This is a genomic window from Hymenobacter sublimis, assembly GCF_023101345.1.
Taxonomy (GTDB): Bacteria; Bacteroidota; Bacteroidia; order Cytophagales; family Hymenobacteraceae; genus Hymenobacter; species Hymenobacter sublimis.
In genome coordinates this window covers 653,406-672,007 of the sequence record NZ_CP095848.1, presented here as the reverse complement: position 1 = coordinate 672,007, position 18,602 = coordinate 653,406, and the positions used below count along the sequence as shown (strand labels likewise).

Genomic DNA, 18,602 nt, shown 5'->3' with positions numbered 1-18,602 from the left:
GCAATATACCGAACTGGTTTCCGCCGCTGGACACTGCTGCTTTCTCAGCGTTCAAGGGGTTGCTTAAGTCTAAGCTATTTCCCTACGGGCTTGATACTCACCGCTGCCCCGCCCCCCGCAGCTAGCTGCAGCTTGAGCACCGACTTGCTATCCACTTTCTGCTTGCGGATTTGGTAGGCCATGGGGTTCTTGTCCCAGGAGGCACTTTTAGCGTCGGCATAAATGGTGGCTTCGTACCGGGTACCGGGGGTAAGAAAGTCTAGCTTCACGGTTTGGGTGCGGGCCTGTTCGTCGGTGATGGAGCCTAAATACCACTCCTCCTTGCCCTTGGCTTTGCGGGCCGTGGTGAGGTAGTCGCCGGGCTCGGCCAGCAGAATGCGGGTGTCATCCCAATCCACGGCTACGTCTTTGATGAACTGGAAGGCGTCGAGGTGTTGCTCGTAGGCTTCGGGCAGATCGGCGGCCATTTGCACGGGGCTGTAGAGCGTTACGTAGAGGGCCAGCTGCTTAGCCAGGGTGGTGTGCACTTGCTTGCCCTGGTTGCGCTGCGGGTTCCAGCCTTCCAGCTTGATTTGGAAGATACCGGGGGTGTAGTCCATGGGGCCGCCCATGAGGCGGGTAAAGGGCAGAATGGTTTCGTGTTCAGGTGGGTTGCCCGTGCTCCAGGCGTTAAACTCGTTGCCCCGGGCCGCTTCGGAGGCTAGCCAGTTCGGGTAGGTGCGGTGCAGACCCGTCGGGCGCACCGACTCGTGCATGTCCACCATGATCTGGTTTTCGCCGGTTTTCTGGGCGGTGCGGTTGTAGTGGTTGACCATCCACTGGCCGTCGTGATGCTCTCCGCGCGGGATGATGCGGCCCACATAGCCGGTTTTTACGGCCTCGTAGCCGTACTGCTTCATGAAGCGGTAAGCGGCATCCTGCCGACGCTCATAATTAGTGACGGAGGAGCTGGTTTCGTGGTGCATCATCAGCTTCACGCCCTTGCTGGCGGCGTACTGCTGCAATTCCGGCACGCTGAAATCGGGGTAGGGCGTTACAAAGTCGAATACCTCCTCCTTCCAGTTGCCGGCCCAGTCCTCCCAGCCCACGTTCCAGCCCTCCACGAGCACGCTCTGCAAGCCATGCTTGGCGGCAAAGTCGATGTAGCGCTTTACGTTCTGGGTGTTAGCGCCGTGGTGGCCGTTGGGCTTGAGGCGGCTCCAGTCGGTGCCAGCCAACTTGATATTGCTGGTATCGGCGTAGTTCCAGCTGGCTTTGTTGACGTGCATCTCCCACCACACGCCCACGAATTTCTGGGGCTTAATCCAGGTGGTGGTGGCGAAGGCAGTGGGCTCGTTCAGGTTCAGAATCAGCTTGCTGGCCAGTACCTCGGTCGCCTTGTCACTTACTACAATGGTGCGCCAGGGCGTATGCTCCGGCGCTTGCAGGTAGGCGGCTGCGCCGGTAACCGAGGGCACTAGGTGGCTACGCAGCCCAAAGGTTTGGGTGTCCACGTCCAGCATCATAGCTGGGTAATTGACCAGGGCCGCCTCGTGCAGGTTCACGTACAGCCCATCATCAGACTTGAGCATGAGCGGGGTTTGCACGCGCTTCGGGTCCGACTTCAACTGAATGGCCTCGATGGGGGCGCTGTTGACCTGGCTGAGGCGGGACGTGGTATAGGTGTACTCGTTGGAGTCGTAGTCGCCAGGAATCCAGAAGGTCTTGTGGTCGGCGGGTAGGTTAAACTCGGTCAGTTCCTGTTGCACCACAAAGTAGCTCAGGCCCGGTTGCTGCGGAAACTCGTAGCGGAACCCTACCCCGTCGTCGTAGAGGCGAAAGCGCACTACTACCCGGCGGCCGTTGCTGGCGGGCTGTTGCAGGGTCACGGCCAGCTCTTTGTAGCGGTTCCGGATGTGCTTGACCTCGCCCCATACCGGCTGCCAGGTATCATCGTGCTGGCTGGAATCAACCCGCGCAATGGTCAGGCCCTTGTCCAGAGCCGGCTGCCCCTGCAAGAGCATTCCGAGGCGGCTGGGCTTGAGCACGGGTTTCGCCCCGAACCGTACCTGGTAAGTTGGCTCGCCGCTAGGGCTGAGTTGAAAGTTGAGCGTAAGCTTGTTTGTGGGCGAATGAACGGTTTGGGCCTGAGCAGCAGTACCCATGAAGCCCGCAAGCAGCAGGAAGGAAAGTCGTTTCATAAACCGGCAAGAATGAACGGGAAAGATACGCCGTCCTTCTCCACGTCTGCTAGGCCGGTGTTGCCCGCTACTGGTCTTGTATTGGCCAACGGCTACGCGCTTATTTCGGCTTCTTATACAAGGTTTCGAATGCTTTGTATACTGCCCGGTGCAGAATGGTCGCGTGGGTTTCTTCCGGAAAGGGCACGTACGCAACGCGGCCAGCTCTGGCCGGTGCGGCCCGCAGAAGGGCAACCATAGCCTCCGTGGCCTTCTTCATCTCAGGTCCTTCGTTGCCGAGGGCCACAAACACGTTGGCCGGGGTAGTAGGAGCAGCTTGCTTCAGCAAGGCAGGGGCCTGGGTTACCAGTGATTCATTGTCCCACCACAGGCTGGGGCTAGCAATGATGTAGGTGTTAAACAGTGCCGGCTTTTTTAGCAGCACTTCCGTGGCCAACAAGCCGCCCAACGACTGGCCGATAAGGGTTTTCTGGCCGTTGGTGCGGTAGGTTCGCTCCACGTACGGTTGTAGGTCCTGCTCGATAAAGCGCATAAAAGCCGCCGATTTGCCCGTGGTCGGGAAGTCTTGCAAGTCTTTTTTGTTGCGAGTTGGGAAGGTGAAGTCTCGCCTTCTGTCAACCGTGCCAATGCCCACCACAATGGACTTGGGTAGCACATCAATCCAGGGAAACGTGAGGTATTGCACCAGGCCCACGATGTGGATGAAGTCTTCGTCCGCGGACCCATCTAGCAGGTAAATCACGGGGTACGTGACTTTCGGATCATTGGCGTAACCCTCTGGCAGATAAATATTCAGCACGCGCTCCTCCTGCAGCTGAGTCGACTTAATACGGTCAGTGTGACCGAGCACGAACGGCTCCTTTTGGGGCGGCTGACTTTGGGCGTAAGCTGCCGGGGCGAGCAGCAGGAGCAGCCAGCCATAGCGCAGGGCTACGTTGCACAGGTGGAGTAAAGCCATGGCGCTAAGCTAGTACGGTTGGAACGAGTGGTGCGAGAAAGTCTACCTGCTGAACACATCTTCAGAACTCCAGCCGCTGCCCTTGCTCCGGAAATAGTAGCTGTAGGTGGAGCTTGTTGGCGTCGGTGAGTTGCTGTTTGATGGCGGCTTCATTGCCGGGCGAAGGCTTGAGATGGGTGATGACCACCGGCAGCCCCCACAAAGCCGCTGGGCCGGTCAACTGACTTAGCACCTGCATTTCCTGCATGAGCAGCGCCGGAGTGAGGTGGCCAAACAGTTGTTTTACTGGCTGAGAATTCGGGTAGGAAGCTTCGATGAAGATGGCCTTGAGCTGGCGGGCTTTAACCAAGGGCTGCACGGCCTGCCACACCGCGCGCAGATGCTGGCTTTGCTCCACTGCATCGGCACCGGTGTCGCCGAGGTAGAGCAGGTAGCTACGGCCGTTGCGCACCAGAAACGCCGCACTTTGGTAGGGTTGGCCGTGACTGAGCGCAAAGGCCTGCACCCGGAGCGGCGTGTTTTCAAGGGCCGTTTCCTGCTGAAGTGGCAATTCTCGCAGCTGGTATTTCTTCAGGGCCGGCGGGCTGCCCCCGTCGCCGAAGTTGGGCCAGGCCCGCCAGTTGAAGTAGTCATTCTGTAAGGTGGCCAGGCAGCTTGGCAAGCCATAAATACTTTTCGGCGTGTCGTCGGGGGCCCCTAGCAGCAGGCCGGCTATGTGGTCGAGGTGGGCATGGGAAATGAGGTAGGCTCGAATCTGAGTGCGCACTACCTCGCCGGCAGGAACAGAGAACACCCGGTTGCTGATGGCTTTTTCTACGCCGCTATACACTGTTCCGGCATCCAGGCAGACGTAGGCACTCGAGCCGGCCGCTGCCACCAGGTAGGCCGAAAGGTTGTCCTCCTGCAAACCACCTTTTACGCCTAACGGTACCACAGTGAAGCTGGATTGAGCAATGCCCGAGTGGCTTAGCAGTAGTGCCAATAGCGGTAACAAGTAACGGCTCATAGCTTGGTTCATCTCATTGGTTTGTGGAACTCACAAAGGCTATAGAGGCTTTCGATTATTCCACTCACCTACCCCCATTTCAAACCGCACTTCTCCGCTTGTCGTCCGTCCGGTATTCTGCCAGCCTTGACAGTGATAAAACTCTTCGGCGCGGGTGCCGGGAGCCGTGCTGAGCCAAACGGTTTCGGAAGATTGGGCAAAGTACCAGTCTAGCATCAGCTCATGCAGCTTTTTACCAATGCCTAGCCCGGCAAACTCCGGCTGCACGAATAGGGCCCAGATACTGTGGCCCAGCAAGTCGGCAATTCCGAAGCCTACGATGGTCCCGTTGACCTCACATGCCCAGCCTTTGCCGCGCCGGGTAAGGTAGTCCACGTAATCCGGGCCCGTAACTAGTCTAGGGTCGGATAAGCGGTTTTCCTGCACGGCCAGGCGCACCACCGTGAGTTGGGGAATATCTGCTACCTGGGCCTCGCGAAACAACATAGGGTGGGCATTCATAGGGCGTTAGCGCAGCGTGCCAATAGTCGGGCACGGCTGAAATTATCTATTTCGGCGGCAATCCGTTGATGCAAGGAAAGTAACCTGGACCGTTGAGCTAGGGTTACGGCCACAGCTATGCAGCACAACCACCCTGAACTCCTCTTCCAGCGTGAGCACTTAATCCGGCAGCTTACCGCGCAACCACTCTGGGACTTACTTATAATTGGCGGCGGGGCCACGGGCCTGGGCATCGCCCTGGATGGCGCCAGTCGGGGCTATAAAACCCTGCTGCTGGAGCAGATTGATTATGCCAAGGGCACCAGCAGCCGCAGCACCAAGCTGGTGCACGGCGGGGTGCGCTACCTCGCGCAGGGCGACGTAGGCCTAGTGCGCGAGGCCCTGTATGAGCGCGGCCTGCTCCTGAAAAACGCGCCCCACCTCGTCAAGAACCAGAACTTTATCATTCCAAACTACAGCTGGTGGGGCGGTCCGTTTTATACCATTGGGCTGAAAATGTACGACTTGCTGGCCGGGGAGCTTAGCCTAGGCGCCTCAAGGCACCTGAGCAAAAACGAAACCCTGCTGCGCCTGGGCAACTTGAAAGCCGCCGGCCTGCGCGGGGGCGTACTATACCATGATGGGCAGTTCGACGACGCCCGCTTGGCTGTCAACCTGGCGCAAACGGCTATTGAGCAAGGTGCGGTTCTGCTTAACTACTGCGGGGTGCAGGGGTTGCTAAAGGATGCGCACGGCCAGGTGGTGGGCGTGCAGGCTACCGACCACGAAACCGGCACTACCTATGCGCTACGGGCGAAAACCGTGGTGAATGCTACCGGCGTTTTTGTGGATGACATCCGGCAAATGGACCAGCCCGGTGGTCGCAAGCTGGTGCGGCCCAGCCAGGGCGTACACATTGTGGTCGACAACTCGTTTCTGCCCGGCAATGATGCCCTCATGATTCCGAAAACCGAGGACGGCCGCGTGCTATTTGCGGTGCCCTGGCACGGCCGCGTGGTGCTGGGCACTACCGATACTCCCCTCCACGAACATAGCCTAGAGCCCCAGGCCCTGGAAGAGGAAATCGACTTCATTTTGCGTACTACGGCCCAGTACCTCACCCACGCGCCCCAACGGAGCGACGCGCTGAGCATCTTCGCGGGGCTGCGGCCCCTGGCGGCTCCGCAGAGTGGGTCTGAAAAGACCAAAGAGATTTCGCGCAGCCACAAAATTCTGGTTTCCCCGGCTGGCCTCCTAACCATTACGGGCGGCAAATGGACTACCTACCGCCGGATGGCCCAAGACACCGTCGATAAAGTTATTGCACTTGGCAAGCTCGCTCCGGCCCCCAGCCAAACCGCCCACCTTGCCCTTCACGGCGCCCAGCCTACCCCCGACCGGAGCAGCCACCTCTCCGTTTACGGCTCCGACCTACCGGCTCTGCAGCAACTCATTGCCCACCGGCCCGAACTTAGTCAGAAGCTAGATGAAAACTTGGAGTTTGTGTGGGCGGAGGTGGTGTGGGCCGCCCGCTACGAAATGGCTCGCACCGTAGAAGACGTACTGGCTCGGCGGGTTCGGGTGCTGTTTCTGGATGCCCGCGCCGCCCTGCGCATGGCCCCCACGGTAGCGGCACTGCTGGGCCAGGAGCTAGGAAAAGACCAGCAGTGGCAACAGCAGCAAGTAGCGGCTTTTACCGCAGTAGCGCAGCAGTACGTACTAAAAGACGCACCGGCAACAGCGCCAGCAACGGCTACCTGACTCAGTAACTCCTCAAGGCCGCTCTGCTGGCGCTGGCGTCCGCGGACCTCAAGCATCCTCTACCTTACAGGGGCACTTAAGTAGAGCTCCTTAGCCTTAGCTGAAATTGTAGGGGTAGCCAATGGCCTGCAGGTCAGCTTCCAGCTGCGACCAGTCTTCCAGCGGGTCTATCAGCTCCTGTACCAGTTCTCGGGTCAGGGGCTCGTGCTGGTAGATGCGGGCTACGGTAGCTTCATCAATCGGGTCCCGGTCGGTTTCATCAATGAAATACTCGTTGGCCCATTCCGTATAGGTAGCGGGCCGGCCATCGAAGATGAAGAGCAGCTCTTCCGAACCGTCGTCCTCACTTTCCACTACCCCCGTTTGCCAGCCGTGCGCGGGCGTGTACCACAGGCAAAAGGTAGTGCCAATGGAATTTACCGGCTCGCCGAAAATAAACTCATCGAAAGCCTCCGGGAGTCCGCGCGTTACCTGGGCCTTGTCGGGTTGGTCGTACCCCTCCAGGTAGCCGTTGATGCAGCAGCCTTCCGGCCGAAACAGCACCAGCATTTGGTCGCCCTCACCGTCGCTCATCTCGAAAAGCGCCTCGTTTTCATCCCAGTTAGGATTGTATGTATAATAGCGGTACTCCAGATCCTGGGAGTTAACGGCGTCCAGCACGGCCAATGATTGGCATAGGCGCTGCAAGGCGGCAGCATCGGGTAGGGCAGTATAGTTGAGGGTGGAAATCATGGCGAGCTATACGTTAGAAGGAAGACAAGTCAGACGAGTCAATGGAAGTTATTCCTTCGCCGGGCCTGGGGGTAGCAACTGGTGGTCTGGGCTCTGGTTATGGGGCAGGGTACGCAGGTAATGCTGACCGAAGGTGGCAGCGGCGGCTACTAAGGGTAGCGCGGCCTCGCCCGTGGGCGTTAGGGCGTACTCCACGCGGGGCGGCACCTCGCCGTAGTTACGCCGGCTAAGCAAGTCAGCATCCGTGAGCAGACGCAGCTCCTGCACCAGCATTTTTTCGCTAATACCCGGCAGCAGGCGCTTCAACTCGCCAAAACGTAGGGGCCCGCCGCTCAGTTGGTGCAGCACTAGCAGGCGCCATTTGCCGCCTACCAATTCCAAGGTAGTCCGGATGGGACAGCGCGGGGTGATGGATACGGGCAAAGGCGTCATTTCTTACCTGAAGGTTAGTACCAGCCATGGCAACCAGTACCCCGAAGCTACGGTTCTTTGCCTGAAACATGCTGTTTTTGCGCTTATGAAACGTATTGCCCTCTTTGGCGGCTCCGGCCTCACCGGCCAACAATTCTTACCTCTGGCCCTGGCCCAGGGCTACTCGGTGCGCGCCCTGGCCCGCAACCCGGCTAGCATCCCGCAACAATCCGCGCAGCTGGAAGTGATTCCCGGCGACGTGCTCAACGCCGCCGACGTGGCGCGCACCCTGCAGGGCACTGATGTGGTCGTGAGTTTATTTGGACAGGTGAAAAACTCGCCCAAAGACGTGCAGACGCGCGGTACAGCTAATATCATTGCCGCCATGCAAGAACAGGGCATCCGGCGTATCATCAGCCTTTCGGGCGGGGGCCTCCCCTACCCCGCCGATCAGCCCAAGCTAGCCGACAAGCTCATTCGGGGCATCATGCGCCTAGCCGTACCTCACGTACTAACCGACGCCCAGGGCCACGCCGACGTGTTGCAAGCCAGCGGCTTAGACTGGGAAGTGGTACGAGCCCCCCGCCTGACCACCGGACCCGCCCGCGGCCAGTACCGCGTAGGTTGGGTAGGCGTAAACGCCAGCACCAGCATTAGTCGCGCCGATTTGGCCGACTTCATCCTCAAGCAAGTAGAAAGCGAGGAATTCGTGGGCCAAATGCCCTTCGTGAGTTACTAGACTTGATCTGCACAGCCGTTCTAACGGTTTCCCGTCCGACATTTAGCGGCAGCCTAGTAAGTCTTAATCATGTCGGTGGGCACGACAAGCACGAAATCTGCTTTCTGCGCATTATCCGGGTCCAGCCGGCTTAACTGCTCCTGCGAAACAGTGCTGATGGTCAGCACCTTCAGCTTAGGGTTTTGCTGGCGCAGGTAGGCCAGAATGCCGTCGTGGTTGTCGGAGTGGTAGGCGCCGTTAAGGTGGAGCAGCAAATGGCCTTCGGGGCGGGCCTGGTTGAGGAAGTAGGCCATGGTGGCATCCTTTAGCGCCTGGGCCTGAATAATATGCTGCACCCCTGCCGCGTGGGCAGCGTCGCCCCCGAACATCTTTGCCATGTTTTTATAGCCGGGCAGTTTGTAGTCTACCGTTAGGGGTAGCGGCGCGAGCCAGGCTTTTTCCGCGGCAGGTAACTCGCTTAGGCTTGCTAGGCTGCCTTTTGCTACCTGGGAAGCGTAGCGGCGCGGTACATTGGTACCTACCACCCGAAATTTCTGCTGCTTAGCCAGTTGCAGCAAGGGCTTGTAGTCGGTACTGTAGTTGGGCCAGGGGCGGCTTTGCTCCTCAAAGGCCTGGTCCGATAACTCACCCGTTGTGTACTGATCGACCAGGGGCTGCACGTCGCGCTCAAACATCTCCAGGCCCAGCACCAATTGGCCCTGCCGCAGGCGCAAAAGGTCTTTGGTAACTTGCAGCTCCAGCCAGTGGGCCAGGGGGTCGTTGTGCTGCTCCCCGAAAAACACCACATCGGCAGCGGCCAGCTCCTTGAGCATTTTGTCGTAGGTGGCAGCCTTGCCAGCGGCCGTGAACAGCCGATACGCGGGTTTGTCGGCGGCGCGCAAGGGTAGGCTCAACAGCAAACAGAACAGCGGCAGAAGCAGAAATTTTTGAGTCATTTGATTCATGGGAAGAAAGCCAGCTTTTGGCACTACGAGAAAACGACGGACTTCATTAACGGTCGAGCATCCGAAAAAGCCCATCGGCCAGGCGTCAGCTGACGCCTGGCCGATGGGCTTTTTATAAACTGACTTGATGGAAGTTGGTTTCGATTACGCTGTCCAGTCAGCACTTTCCGGCCTGAAGTCTACTCGTTCACAGGCTTCCTGCTGCTAGCCTGCCTACCGGTACCGTCGCCCGCATCAGTTGCCGCAGTGCCACCAGATGCCCAAACAACACCAAAGGCACCACTACGCTGGGCAGCCACACGAAGGGAAATTTTAGCACGGCTACATTAGGTTGGTCGAAGGCAACCTGCTGCAACGGTAAGGGTGAGGCCATAATAGCCCAACCCACAATGTTCAGGAGCAGCAGTAACGCGGCGCCATGCCACAGCAGTAAAACAGGGCGCAGCAGCCGACCTCGGGTGAAGCCCCAGAAACCTACTAGCGGCGCCGTTAGCCCGGCCAGCATATCGGGATTACGACCAGTAAATGTCATGAGCTCCGGTACTTGGCCCGAGATATACAAGCCGTACAGCACCAGTTCTACCGGTACGCGCACCACATTTAGGTAGGTGAGCGAGCCTAGCGGCAGAGCATCCACGAAGCGACGACCCCGCACCGTAGCAAATATGCCCCCTATGACTAGCAGCGTTGGCAGAATACCTAGCAGCAACAGGTACGGCGGCCGGGCCTCAAGATGAAGGTAAAGGCCTTGAACAGTCAACCCAGCCTGTATTGCTAGCCAAGTCAGTAGGCCTAATAGGATGCTTCCAGAGCGGTGCGGCATGGCTTGACGCGCAGCCCGCCAAAACCATATTACCGTTACCAGGGTGGTCAAGCCAAACGCTAAGGCCAGGCCCAGCGGCGGCGCATCATAGAGGTGGGAAGGAAGCAGGGCCATAAGTTGAAACCGACTGCCCTACCCTTTATAGAACATCCACTTCGACAGCTCTCCGTAGGTTACTTTCTTGCCGTACATCAGAATGCCGACGCGGTAAATGCGGGCTGCCACCCACGTGGTGAGTACGAAGCCGGCTACTAGCAGCGCCCCGGAAAGCAGCAGCTGCCACATCGGAACGCCAAAGGGCAGGCGCATGACCATGGCAATGGGCGAGGTCAGCGGAATCATGGACAGCCAGAAGGCAAGCGGGCCGTTCGGGTCCCCGTTGATGATGACATTGATGCTTACGATGTAGCTCAGAATCAACGGAATTGTAATCGGGAACATGAACTGCTGGGAATCGGTCTGGTCATCGACGGCGGCCCCGATGGAGGCAAACAGCGCCGAATACAGCAAGTAGCCGCCCAGGAAAAAGAAGAGGAAGCCGCCAATAATAGTGCCCACGGGCAGGCCGCTCAGAAAGCCCCAGGGGCTGGCGGTAGCCGCGGGGGCTACAGTGGCGGCATCATCTGAGGTGGCCGTAGCGGCGGCCGGAGCCTTGTCGTAGGTAGTGGCCTGCTGCATGCCTGTTACGGCCGCTGCGGGCGGCGACTTCACATTGGACTTCATCAGCAAGGGAGCCGCCAGGGTAGTTAGGCCCCAGGACAGCACCATCCAGAGGGCAAACTGCGTGAGCACCACGGCAGCAATACCCAGAATCTTACCCATCATCAGCTGGAAGGGCTTCACCGAGGAAATCATTACCTCCATAATGCGGCTCGACTTCTCCTCCCCTACCCCGCGCATCACCTGCACGCCATAGATGAAAATGAACATGTACACCAGAATGGAAAGGAAGTAGGCGGCGGCGGTGGTAGTGCCCACGTTGTTTTTGCGCCCGCCCTGCTGGGTCAGGTCCACGGCGTCCAGTTCCACCTTGGCCTTAAGGTTGTCGATGGTGGTTTGGTTGAGGCCGGAGCGGCTCAGTTTCAGCTCACCCACGGCCTTTTCCACGGCTTTCCGGATTTTGCTCTGCCGATTCAGGCTCACGTTGCCATTGGCCAGCAGCTGAATGCCCGTGCTATTGTCCAGCGTAAAGCTCGGTGGGAAGTACAGCAGGGCGTCTTGCTTGGGCTTAGCTTTTTTGAAAGCTGCCGTAGCGGCCGCCAGGTTAGTACCAGTGGCCGGCACAAAGCGCACTTCCTCCGTGGCCGTCAGGTGCTGGAGCATCTGCTGGGCACTGTCGTCGCGTACGGCTACCACCTGCGTTTCTGAGGAGCCCGAGAATTTGGCGATGCCCACCAGGCTGCCCGCCAGCAGCAGCGGCGCCAGCAACGACATGATGAGGAAGCTTTTCTTGCGCACCCGGGTTAGGTATTCGCGCTGAATGATAAGCCAGATTTTATCCATGAGAAGGAAGCCGTAATCGTGCGTTCAAGTTGATGGAAGGTTGCAAGGGTAGGGCGCTAAGCAGAAACTGGTTCCACTAGGCTTTCGGGCATGGTTTCGCGCACCCGCCGGATGAAGATGTCGTTGATGCTCGGAATCAGCTCCCGGAAGGCGTGTACCTCCACGTTGCTGATCAGGTAGCGCAGCAAATCGTTGGGCGTGGTGCCCGCGTGCAGCCGAATTCGGTCGTAGAAGTGGCCGTTTTCGCGCTCCTTGTGCTCTAGCACCTCAAAATCGGGGTGCATTACCATCAGGCGGCCCTTGCCTTCTACCTCGTAGGTCTGGGTTTTGAACTGGTCTTTGATGGCACCCACGGGTCCGTCGAGCACTTTGTGGCTGCGGTTAATCAGGGCAATACTGTCGCACATCTCCTCCACCGACTCCATGCGGTGCGTTGAGAAGATGATGGTAGCGCCCCGCTCCCGCAAGTCCAGAATTTCGTCTTTGATGAGGTTGGCATTGATGGGGTCGAAGCCCGAAAATGGCTCATCCAGAATAATCAGGCTGGGTTCGTGCAGCACGGTAGCAATAAACTGCACTTTCTGCTGCATGCCCTTGGAGAGGTCCTCCACGTTTTTCTCGGCCCAGGGCTTGATGTCGAAGCGCGTCAGCCAAGCCTTGATGCGCTCCGTGGCGTCGGCTCGGCTCATGCCACGTAGGCGGGCCAGGTAGAGCAGTTGCTCGCCTACCTTCATTTTCTTGTACAAGCCGCGCTCCTCGGGCAGGTAGCCAATTTCGGCAATGTGGGCGGGCTTGAGCCGCTCACCCCGGAACCGAATTTCGCCTTCGTCAGCGGCCGTTATCTGAGTAATAATGCGGATAAGCGACGTTTTGCCGGCTCCGTTAGGGCCGAGCAGGCCGAAGATGCTGCGCTCCGGAATATCGAGGCTGACACCGTCGAGGGCAACGTGCTGGGCGTAGGCTTTGCGCACGTTCAGGGCTTGAAGAATAGGTTGCACGGCAGGTGAATTGGTTAGGTGGCAGCAATGTAGAATTTTTACTATGCTCGGAATCTGGTATTTCAACCAACCGGCTGCTTTACTCCCCCAACTCCCGCAGGGCCGCTTCCAGCCGGTCGAGATGCTGGCCGTAGAGTCCGTACAGGTAGCGTTTAGCCAACCAGCGCATAAGCAGGAAGGCTCCGTACCCAAGTATAGCATAGAATACCACCGATGCACCAAAAACCACCATTTTCCGGTTGGTGGCCATTTCCCGTGCTAACCCTACCAGGGAGAAACTCATAGGGATACCCAATGAAATTACCAGTGACCACAAGGATGAACGCAAAGAGAGACGCAGTACCTCGCGCACACGTTGAAGCTGGTGCGTTAATTGGTCACGCACCGATGCTTCCGCCGTTCTCATGTCCCCTAGTCCTTTCAGCAAATAGCGGTGGTAAGACACAATGCTGACCACGCATAGAAGAACCATCCACCCCATCACTAAGCGGTCAACCAGCCTTTCGGCGTACAGGAAACCGGTGATGCCTGCAGCCAAGATTAGAATGCTAAAGCCAATTTCCAGCCTCGCGTTGTGCAGCATAGTGGCCACGGAGCTTCGGGAAGCCTGCTTGAGCAGCTGAGCCAGGGCAGCCGCCTCCAGGGCGCTTGGTTGCTCCGTAGCCACGAGCTGCTGCTGCCACTTCCGGCGAAAATCATCGAGTTCCATTAGGCAAGCTGGGTTAGCAGGTGGCGAAGCTTCTCCTGGATGCGGTGCATCTTGACCCGCACATTGTTTTGGGTGATGCCGAGGATGTCGGCCATTTCCTCGTAGGTGCGCTCTTCCAGATACAGCAGCACAAAGGCCTTTTCCACGTCTGAAAGCCGCGCAATGGCCCGGTGCAGCAACCCCAGGTCGTCGGCATCGGGGCCCAGGTCCGGCGGCGCAGCTACCTCGGGCAGCATGGAGCCAAGACGCTGGGACGTGGGCTGACGGGTGCGCTGGCGCAGGTCCGAAATGGCTATGTTCAGGGCAATGCGGTAGAGCCAAGTGCTAAACGAGGCCCGGGCCTCGTAGCGAGGGTAGGCCCGCCACAACTGCAGCACCATTTCCTGGTACAGATCCTGCCGGTCGTCGGCATCGGGGCAGTACATCCGGCAGATGCGCAGCAGCAGGGGCTGATGGGCATTGATGTGAGCCACGAAGGATGCGGAAACAGCGGAAACAACCACGAGACCAGGCCAAGATTTAACTACACTGCATTAGTCGCCCATTGTGGATTTGCATTACAGCCTAACCTAAAATTATTTTCCACGCCGAGGCTCACGCTGGTTCCGTTTGCCCTTTTTTTTCTACCCCTTATCCTCCTGCTCTAACTTTCCGCTACGCAAAAAGCCCGCTTTCCTTCGAGGAAAGCGGGCTTTTAGAGATAATAACTCGTACCGGCTTACTGGAAGTACTCCTTTACTTTCTCAAAGAAGCCTTTGTCGTTTTTGCCGGGGTTGGGGGTGAAGTTGCGCGAATCACGCAGTTTTTCCAGCAGCTCGCGCTCCTCGCCCGTCACGTTTTTCGGCGTCCAGACGTTGAGGTGGATGAGCTGGTCGCCGCGGCCGTAACCGTTGATGTCCTTGATGCCTTTGCCGCGCAGGCGCAGGATTTTGCCGGGCTGGGTGCCGGGGTCTACCTTAATCTTGACCTTGCCTTCAATGGTCGGCACCTCAATGCTGGCGCCCAGCGAGGCATCCACGAACGAGATGTACTGCTCGAACATGATGTTGTTGCCGTCGCGCTTGAGTAGCTCGTGCGGCTCCTCCTCAATCTGAATGAGTAGGTCGCCGGGTACGCCGCCGCGCTCGGGGTAGTTGCCTTTGCCGTTCATGCTCAGCTGCATGCCCTCGGCTACGCCCGCCGGAATGTTGATCGGAATAACCTCCTCGTGCAGCTGCCGACCTTCGCCGTGGCACACATCACATTTGCTGGTTACTACCTTGCCCTCACCCTCGCAGGTAGGGCAAGTAGAGGCGCTAACCATCTGGCCGAGCATGGTTTGCACCACGCGCTTCACCTGACCCTGGCCGTTGCAAGTGCCGCAGGTTTTTAGGTCAGTGCCGTTTTTGGCGCCGGTGCCCGAGCAGGTGTTGCAGGCCACGTAGCGCTTCACCTTGATTTTCTTCTCGACGCCGTTGGCCACCTCTTCCAGGTCCAGCTTCAGCTTGATGCGCAGGTTGGAGCCCTTGCGCACGCGCCGGCCGCCTTGCTGGCCGCGGCCACCGCCCCCGAAGAAGCCCTCGAAGCCGCCGCCCCCGAAAATGTCGCCGAACTGGGAGAAAATGTCCTCCATATTCGGGCCGCCCCCGTTACCGCCGCCAGCCTGGTGGCCAAACCGGTCGTAGCGGGCGCGCTTCTGTTCGTCGCTCAGAATTTCGTACGCCTCAGCAGCTTCCTTGAACTTGTCTTCGGCGGTGGGGTCGTCGGGGTTTTTATCGGGGTGATACTTGATGGCCACCTTGCGGTAGGCCTTCTTAATCTCGTCGCCCGAAGCGTTTTTGGCTACGCCCAGCACCTCGTAATAATCTCGCTTCGTTGCCATGATCTTACTATACTTGGCTGTCATGCAGAGGCGCAGCCGAAGCATCTCGCGTGCTGACGTATGGAGTTACTGTGTTAACGATGCCACGCGAGATGCTTCGGTCACTCGCTTGATGCGCGACATGCCTCTGCATGACGTTCTGGTTTTTCTACTGCCCCAGTACCACTTTGGCGTGGCGAATTACCTTGTCGCCGAGGTAGTAACCTTTCTCCACTTCATCTACAATCTTGCCCTTCAGGTCTTCCGAGGGAGCCGGAATCTGAGTAATGGCCTCGTGCAAATCAGGGTCAAAGGCGCCACCTTTGGCTTCCATCGGGGCCAGGCCCTTCTGGTTCAGAGTCTTCTGGAGCTTGTTATGAATGATGTCGATGCTTTCCCGCACCGTGCCGGCATCCTCGGTATCCTTGGTGTGGTGGCGGGCCCGGTCAAAGTCATCCAGCACGGGTAGCAACGCCACCATCAGCTCCTGGTTAGCGGTTTTGAACAGGTCGGCGCGCTCCTTAGTGGTGCGGCGCTTGTAGTTCTCGAACTCCGCCACTAGGCGCAGGTACTTATCTTTCAAATCAGCCAACTCAGCATCTGTCTTCGAGCCAGTCGTGGCGGTAGTGGCACCTTCTACTTCCCCAACCTCGGGGGCAGTGGGCTCTTCCGTCAACTCGCCGGCTACGTGGTCGGCGGCAGCGTCCGTCTGGTCGAATTGGGATTCGTTGGATTGGGGGGTTTTATCGTCAGCCATTTTCGCTTGGAATCGTCGGAATGGGTTGAATCGGGAAGACATACAGCCGGGTTCGGGCACAAGGAACCTGCCAAACCCTACTTGGCTGTCATTGTGGCACTGAAACTTCAGTTGCCAGGTAGTTAGTTCAGCCGTCTTGGCGGACCAGGATGTGTTGGCCTACTTTTCGGCGTGCAGGGCCTGCCAGATCATATCCTTCAGGGGCTGAATATTCTTGTTGGTCAGGCTGGAAATGAAGATGGTGGGCAGGTCGGTGGGTAGCGTTTCCCGGATTTCCGCTTCCAGCTCCTCATCCAGCATGTCGGATTTGGTAATGGCCAGCAGGCGCTTCTTGTCTAGCAGCTCCGGATTAAACTGCTCTAACTCACTGAGCAACACTTGATATTCGGCATTTATATCCGGCGAGTCGCAGCTGATCATAAACAGCAAAATGGAGTTCCGCTCTACGTGGCGCAAGAAGCGGTGCCCCAGGCCCCTACCCTCCGCAGCTCCCTCAATGATGCCCGGAATATCCGCCATCACAAACGACTTATAGTCGCGGTAGGCTACTACCCCCAAGTTGGGCGTGAGGGTGGTGAAGGCGTAGTCGGCAATCTTAGGCTTGGCCGCCGATACTACCGAGAGCAAGGTGCTTTTGCCGGCGTTCGGGAAGCCCACCAGGCCCACGTCGGCCAGCAGTTTCAGCTCCAGCACTACCCATTCGTCAATGCCGGGCTCACCGGGCTGGGCGTACTGGGGTGCTTGGTTAGTGGCGGATTTGAAGTGGTCGTTGCCGAGGCCGCCGCGGCCGCCGGGCGTCAGAATCAGGCGCTGGCCGTGCTCCGTAATTTCCAGCTTTTTCTCGCCGGTTTCGGCGTCGCGGGCGATGGTGCCGAGCGGTACCTGAATGATGATATCGTCGCCCTGAGCGCCGGTGCGCAGGTTTTCGCCGCCGTTTTCGCCGGCCTGGGCAATCAGGTGCTTTTGATACTGCAGGTGCAGCAGGGTCCAGAGCTGAGAGTTACCCTCCAGGATGATGTGGCCCCCGCGGCCCCCGTCGCCGCCGTCGGGCCCGCCGTTGGGCAAGCCTTTGGCGCGAAAGAAATGGTGCGAACCTGCCCCACCCCGCCCCGAACGGCAATTTATTTTTACGTAGTCGATGAAGTTATTAGAAGCCACTTGTTGAATGAAGAATGAAGAAGTAGGAATGAAGAACGAACATTCTTCCTCGTCCCTGCCTCTGCGGTGGGGTAGTAAAACAACTGTCATCCTAAGCGTAGCAAAGGACCTTATTCCGGAGGCACGAGTCGTAAAACGAACATCGCCCTAAGGGGATAAGGTCCTTTGCTTGAGCTCAGGATGACAGATGATTCTGCCGCTACCGATGGGGTAGCAGCCGCAAAGTTACGCTTTTACTTCGTCGGTAGCCTGCCGGCTGCTTTCCGTAGTGGCGGGCTGGTGCTTGTCGAGAATGGCACAGATCTGGCCGAAGATGTCATCAATGGCACCAATGCCGTTTAGGGAATGGAATTTCTGCTGCTCGGCGTAGTAGCCGGCTACCTGGGCGGTTTCGGTGTTGTATACCGTCACGCGCTTGCGAATTTTCTCCTCGTTCTGGTCGTCGGGGCGGCCCGAGGTTTTGCCCCGCTCCAGCAGGCGCTTCACCAACTCCTCCTCCGCTACCTCCAGCGCCACCATGCACGACACGCCGGTATCGTGCTGGGCCAGCAGTTGGTCGAGGCTGGCGGCTTGGGGCACGGTGCGCGGAAAACCATCGAAAATAAAGCCCGCGGCCTGTTTATTGTCGCTGAGGGCACTGTTGATCATGCCAATTACCACCTCATCGGGTACCAACAGGCCTTCGTCCATGAGCTTTTTGGCGCGCAGGCCAAGTTCCGTGCCCTGCGTAATCTGGGCGCGGAGCAGGTCGCCGGTGGAGAGGTGAACCAGATTATAGCGGGCAATAAGCTTCTGGCTTTGCGTTCCTTTGCCGGCACCGGGCGGGCCGAAGAGCACGAGATTCAGCATGAGTAGCGGGGAGTTACGCGGGGGAAGGAGAAAACGGGTGGTTTTGGAAATATAAGCAACGAACGGGAAAGCCTCTACGCAGGCCAGCGAATTTTAGCTAGCCTCAGGCGCAGGACTCTTCCTACACGGCTTTGTACACATCAGGGTAATTACGGCCCAGTCCGTCGTAATCGAGGCCGTAGCCCACAATAAAATCGTTGGGGATGCTCAGGCCTACGTAGCGAATTGGCAGCTCGTACTGCAGGCATTCGGGCTTTAGAAACAGGGTAGCTACCTCCAAGGAAGCCGGCTGCTTTTCGGCCAGCGTGTCGAGCAGCATGCGCATGGTGTGACCGGTATCCACAATATCCTCCAGAATAACCACGTGGCGGCCCGCTAGCTCTTCGGTGAGGCCCAGCACTTCCTTCACCTCGCCAGTGCTGCTAGTGCCCTGGTAGGAGGCCACCCGAATAAAGCTCACCTCACAGGGCAGCGTTATTTCCTTGAGCAAATCGGCGGCAAACATAAAGGAGCCGTTGAGCACGGCCACGAACAGAGGAGTTTGGCCGTGGTAGTCGTGGTTGAGACGAGCGGCTACCTGCTGGATGGCACTGGCTAGCTGAGCGGCCGACAGGTAGGGCTCAAACTGCTTGTTATGCAGCGAAATATGGTCCGGGGTCATCCGTTTGGGGTTGGGCCGTAGGTGAGCGGGCGGGCAAAGGTAGCAGAAAAAAGCCGCCCTCCTGGGGAAGGAAGGCGGCTTTCGTGCCTATCT

The 18,602-nt window shown here is 58.3% G+C and carries 19 protein-coding genes; 2 read left to right on the top strand and 17 right to left on the bottom strand.

The features are described from left to right. Window positions 1-74: 74 nt before the first annotated feature. From MWH26_RS02895 to MWH26_RS02880, 4 genes are all read right to left on the bottom strand, one after another. Window positions 75-2,180: a glycoside hydrolase family 97 protein gene (locus MWH26_RS02895; protein WP_247975976.1), complete on the bottom strand. Its 2,106-nt coding sequence runs from the start codon at window positions 2,178-2,180 to the stop codon at window positions 75-77. A gap of 100 nt (window positions 2,181-2,280) precedes the next feature. Continuing rightward, window positions 2,281-3,138, bottom strand: coding sequence for an alpha/beta hydrolase (locus MWH26_RS02890; RefSeq protein ID WP_247975975.1), 858 nt, complete (start codon window positions 3,136-3,138; stop codon window positions 2,281-2,283). A 61-nt stretch (window positions 3,139-3,199) separates the two neighbouring features. Then, complete coding sequence (locus MWH26_RS02885; protein WP_247975974.1) at window positions 3,200-4,120, bottom strand: MBL fold metallo-hydrolase; 921 nt, start codon at window positions 4,118-4,120, stop codon at window positions 3,200-3,202. Window positions 4,121-4,183: 63 nt separating this feature from the next. Continuing rightward, window positions 4,184-4,630 carry a GNAT family N-acetyltransferase gene (locus MWH26_RS02880; protein ID WP_247975973.1) on the bottom strand — a complete coding sequence of 149 codons (447 nt, stop codon included), beginning with the start codon at window positions 4,628-4,630 and terminating at the stop codon, window positions 4,184-4,186. 132 nt (window positions 4,631-4,762) lie between these two features. Here MWH26_RS02880 and MWH26_RS02875 point away from each other — a divergent pair, with 132 nt between their 5' ends. Beyond that, a complete protein-coding gene (locus tag MWH26_RS02875; RefSeq protein WP_247975972.1) occupies window positions 4,763-6,385 on the top strand; it encodes a glycerol-3-phosphate dehydrogenase/oxidase in 1,623 nt (540 codons plus the stop codon). Between the two features lie 96 nt (window positions 6,386-6,481). Here MWH26_RS02875 and MWH26_RS02870 read toward each other — a convergent pair whose 3' ends face one another. Together MWH26_RS02870 and MWH26_RS02865 are read right to left on the bottom strand one after the other, a co-directional pair. Next, a complete protein-coding gene (locus MWH26_RS02870) occupies window positions 6,482-7,117 on the bottom strand; it encodes a hypothetical protein (protein ID WP_247975971.1) in 636 nt (211 codons plus the stop codon). Window positions 7,118-7,165: 48 nt separating this feature from the next. After that, entirely contained in the window at window positions 7,166-7,549 is a 384-nt protein-coding gene (locus MWH26_RS02865) for a winged helix-turn-helix transcriptional regulator (protein WP_247975970.1), read from the bottom strand. An 85-nt stretch (window positions 7,550-7,634) separates the two neighbouring features. Between MWH26_RS02865 and MWH26_RS02860 the strand changes: the two genes are divergently transcribed. Beyond that, on the top strand, window positions 7,635-8,267 hold the full coding sequence (locus MWH26_RS02860) for an NAD(P)-dependent oxidoreductase (RefSeq protein WP_247975969.1): 633 nt from the start codon (window positions 7,635-7,637) through the stop codon (window positions 8,265-8,267). Between the two features lie 53 nt (window positions 8,268-8,320). Here MWH26_RS02860 and MWH26_RS02855 read toward each other — a convergent pair whose 3' ends face one another. The 11 genes from MWH26_RS02855 to hpt form a co-directional block, all read right to left on the bottom strand. Next, window positions 8,321-9,202 (bottom strand): ChaN family lipoprotein, encoded by an 882-nt coding sequence (locus tag MWH26_RS02855; protein ID WP_247975968.1) that lies wholly within the window; start codon window positions 9,200-9,202, stop codon window positions 8,321-8,323. A gap of 196 nt (window positions 9,203-9,398) precedes the next feature. Continuing rightward, complete coding sequence (locus MWH26_RS02850) at window positions 9,399-10,148, bottom strand: hypothetical protein (protein WP_247975967.1); 750 nt, start codon at window positions 10,146-10,148, stop codon at window positions 9,399-9,401. Window positions 10,149-10,166: 18 nt separating this feature from the next. Further along, complete coding sequence (locus MWH26_RS02845) at window positions 10,167-11,537, bottom strand: ABC transporter permease (RefSeq protein ID WP_247975966.1); 1,371 nt, start codon at window positions 11,535-11,537, stop codon at window positions 10,167-10,169. Window positions 11,538-11,593: 56 nt separating this feature from the next. After that, window positions 11,594-12,535 (bottom strand): ABC transporter ATP-binding protein, encoded by a 942-nt coding sequence (locus MWH26_RS02840; protein WP_244698966.1) that lies wholly within the window; start codon window positions 12,533-12,535, stop codon window positions 11,594-11,596. Window positions 12,536-12,614: 79 nt separating this feature from the next. Further along, window positions 12,615-13,244, bottom strand: coding sequence for a hypothetical protein (locus tag MWH26_RS02835; RefSeq protein WP_247975965.1), 630 nt, complete (start codon window positions 13,242-13,244; stop codon window positions 12,615-12,617). Continuing rightward, a complete protein-coding gene (locus MWH26_RS02830) occupies window positions 13,244-13,717 on the bottom strand; it encodes an RNA polymerase sigma factor (protein ID WP_247975964.1) in 474 nt (157 codons plus the stop codon). Before MWH26_RS02830 ends, MWH26_RS02835 begins: the two co-directional genes overlap by 1 nt. A gap of 245 nt (window positions 13,718-13,962) precedes the next feature. Next, on the bottom strand, window positions 13,963-15,105 hold the full coding sequence (gene dnaJ / locus MWH26_RS02825) for a molecular chaperone DnaJ (RefSeq protein WP_247975963.1): 1,143 nt from the start codon (window positions 15,103-15,105) through the stop codon (window positions 13,963-13,965). A 148-nt stretch (window positions 15,106-15,253) separates the two neighbouring features. Beyond that, window positions 15,254-15,841: a nucleotide exchange factor GrpE gene (locus MWH26_RS02820; protein WP_247975962.1), complete on the bottom strand. Its 588-nt coding sequence runs from the start codon at window positions 15,839-15,841 to the stop codon at window positions 15,254-15,256. 159 nt (window positions 15,842-16,000) lie between these two features. Then, window positions 16,001-16,999: a GTPase ObgE gene (obgE, locus tag MWH26_RS02815; RefSeq protein WP_247975961.1), complete on the bottom strand. Its 999-nt coding sequence runs from the start codon at window positions 16,997-16,999 to the stop codon at window positions 16,001-16,003. Window positions 17,000-17,224: 225 nt separating this feature from the next. Next, window positions 17,225-17,848, bottom strand: coding sequence for an adenylate kinase (locus MWH26_RS02810; RefSeq protein ID WP_244695137.1), 624 nt, complete (start codon window positions 17,846-17,848; stop codon window positions 17,225-17,227). Between the two features lie 121 nt (window positions 17,849-17,969). Beyond that, window positions 17,970-18,509, bottom strand: coding sequence for a hypoxanthine phosphoribosyltransferase (gene hpt / locus MWH26_RS02805; RefSeq protein ID WP_247975960.1), 540 nt, complete (start codon window positions 18,507-18,509; stop codon window positions 17,970-17,972). Window positions 18,510-18,602 lie beyond the last annotated feature (93 nt).

Bases quoted from the DNA above. Each gene is read 5' to 3' on its own strand.
- MWH26_RS02865 (WP_247975970.1), bottom strand. From the start codon at position 7,549: ATGACGCCTTTGCCCGTATCCATCACCCCGCGCTGTCCCATCCGGACT.
- MWH26_RS02845 (WP_247975966.1), bottom strand. From the start codon at position 11,537: ATGGATAAAATCTGGCTTATCATTCAGCGCGAATACCTAACCCGGGTG.
- MWH26_RS02895 (WP_247975976.1), bottom strand. From the start codon at position 2,180: ATGAAACGACTTTCCTTCCTGCTGCTTGCGGGCTTCATGGGTACTGCT.
- hpt (WP_247975960.1), bottom strand. From the start codon at position 18,509: ATGACCCCGGACCATATTTCGCTGCATAACAAGCAGTTTGAGCCCTAC.
- MWH26_RS02850 (WP_247975967.1), bottom strand. From the start codon at position 10,148: ATGGCCCTGCTTCCTTCCCACCTCTATGATGCGCCGCCGCTGGGCCTG.
- dnaJ (WP_247975963.1), bottom strand. From the start codon at position 15,105: ATGGCAACGAAGCGAGATTATTACGAGGTGCTGGGCGTAGCCAAAAAC.
- MWH26_RS02835 (WP_247975965.1), bottom strand. From the start codon at position 13,244: ATGGAACTCGATGATTTTCGCCGGAAGTGGCAGCAGCAGCTCGTGGCT.
- MWH26_RS02860 (WP_247975969.1), top strand. From the start codon at position 7,635: ATGAAACGTATTGCCCTCTTTGGCGGCTCCGGCCTCACCGGCCAACAA.
- MWH26_RS02890 (WP_247975975.1), bottom strand. From the start codon at position 3,138: ATGGCTTTACTCCACCTGTGCAACGTAGCCCTGCGCTATGGCTGGCTG.
- MWH26_RS02875 (WP_247975972.1), top strand. From the start codon at position 4,763: ATGCAGCACAACCACCCTGAACTCCTCTTCCAGCGTGAGCACTTAATC.
- MWH26_RS02810 (WP_244695137.1), bottom strand. From the start codon at position 17,848: ATGCTGAATCTCGTGCTCTTCGGCCCGCCCGGTGCCGGCAAAGGAACG.
- MWH26_RS02880 (WP_247975973.1), bottom strand. From the start codon at position 4,630: ATGTTGTTTCGCGAGGCCCAGGTAGCAGATATTCCCCAACTCACGGTG.
- MWH26_RS02820 (WP_247975962.1), bottom strand. From the start codon at position 15,841: ATGGCTGACGATAAAACCCCCCAATCCAACGAATCCCAATTCGACCAG.
- MWH26_RS02870 (WP_247975971.1), bottom strand. From the start codon at position 7,117: ATGATTTCCACCCTCAACTATACTGCCCTACCCGATGCTGCCGCCTTG.
- MWH26_RS02855 (WP_247975968.1), bottom strand. From the start codon at position 9,202: ATGACTCAAAAATTTCTGCTTCTGCCGCTGTTCTGTTTGCTGTTGAGC.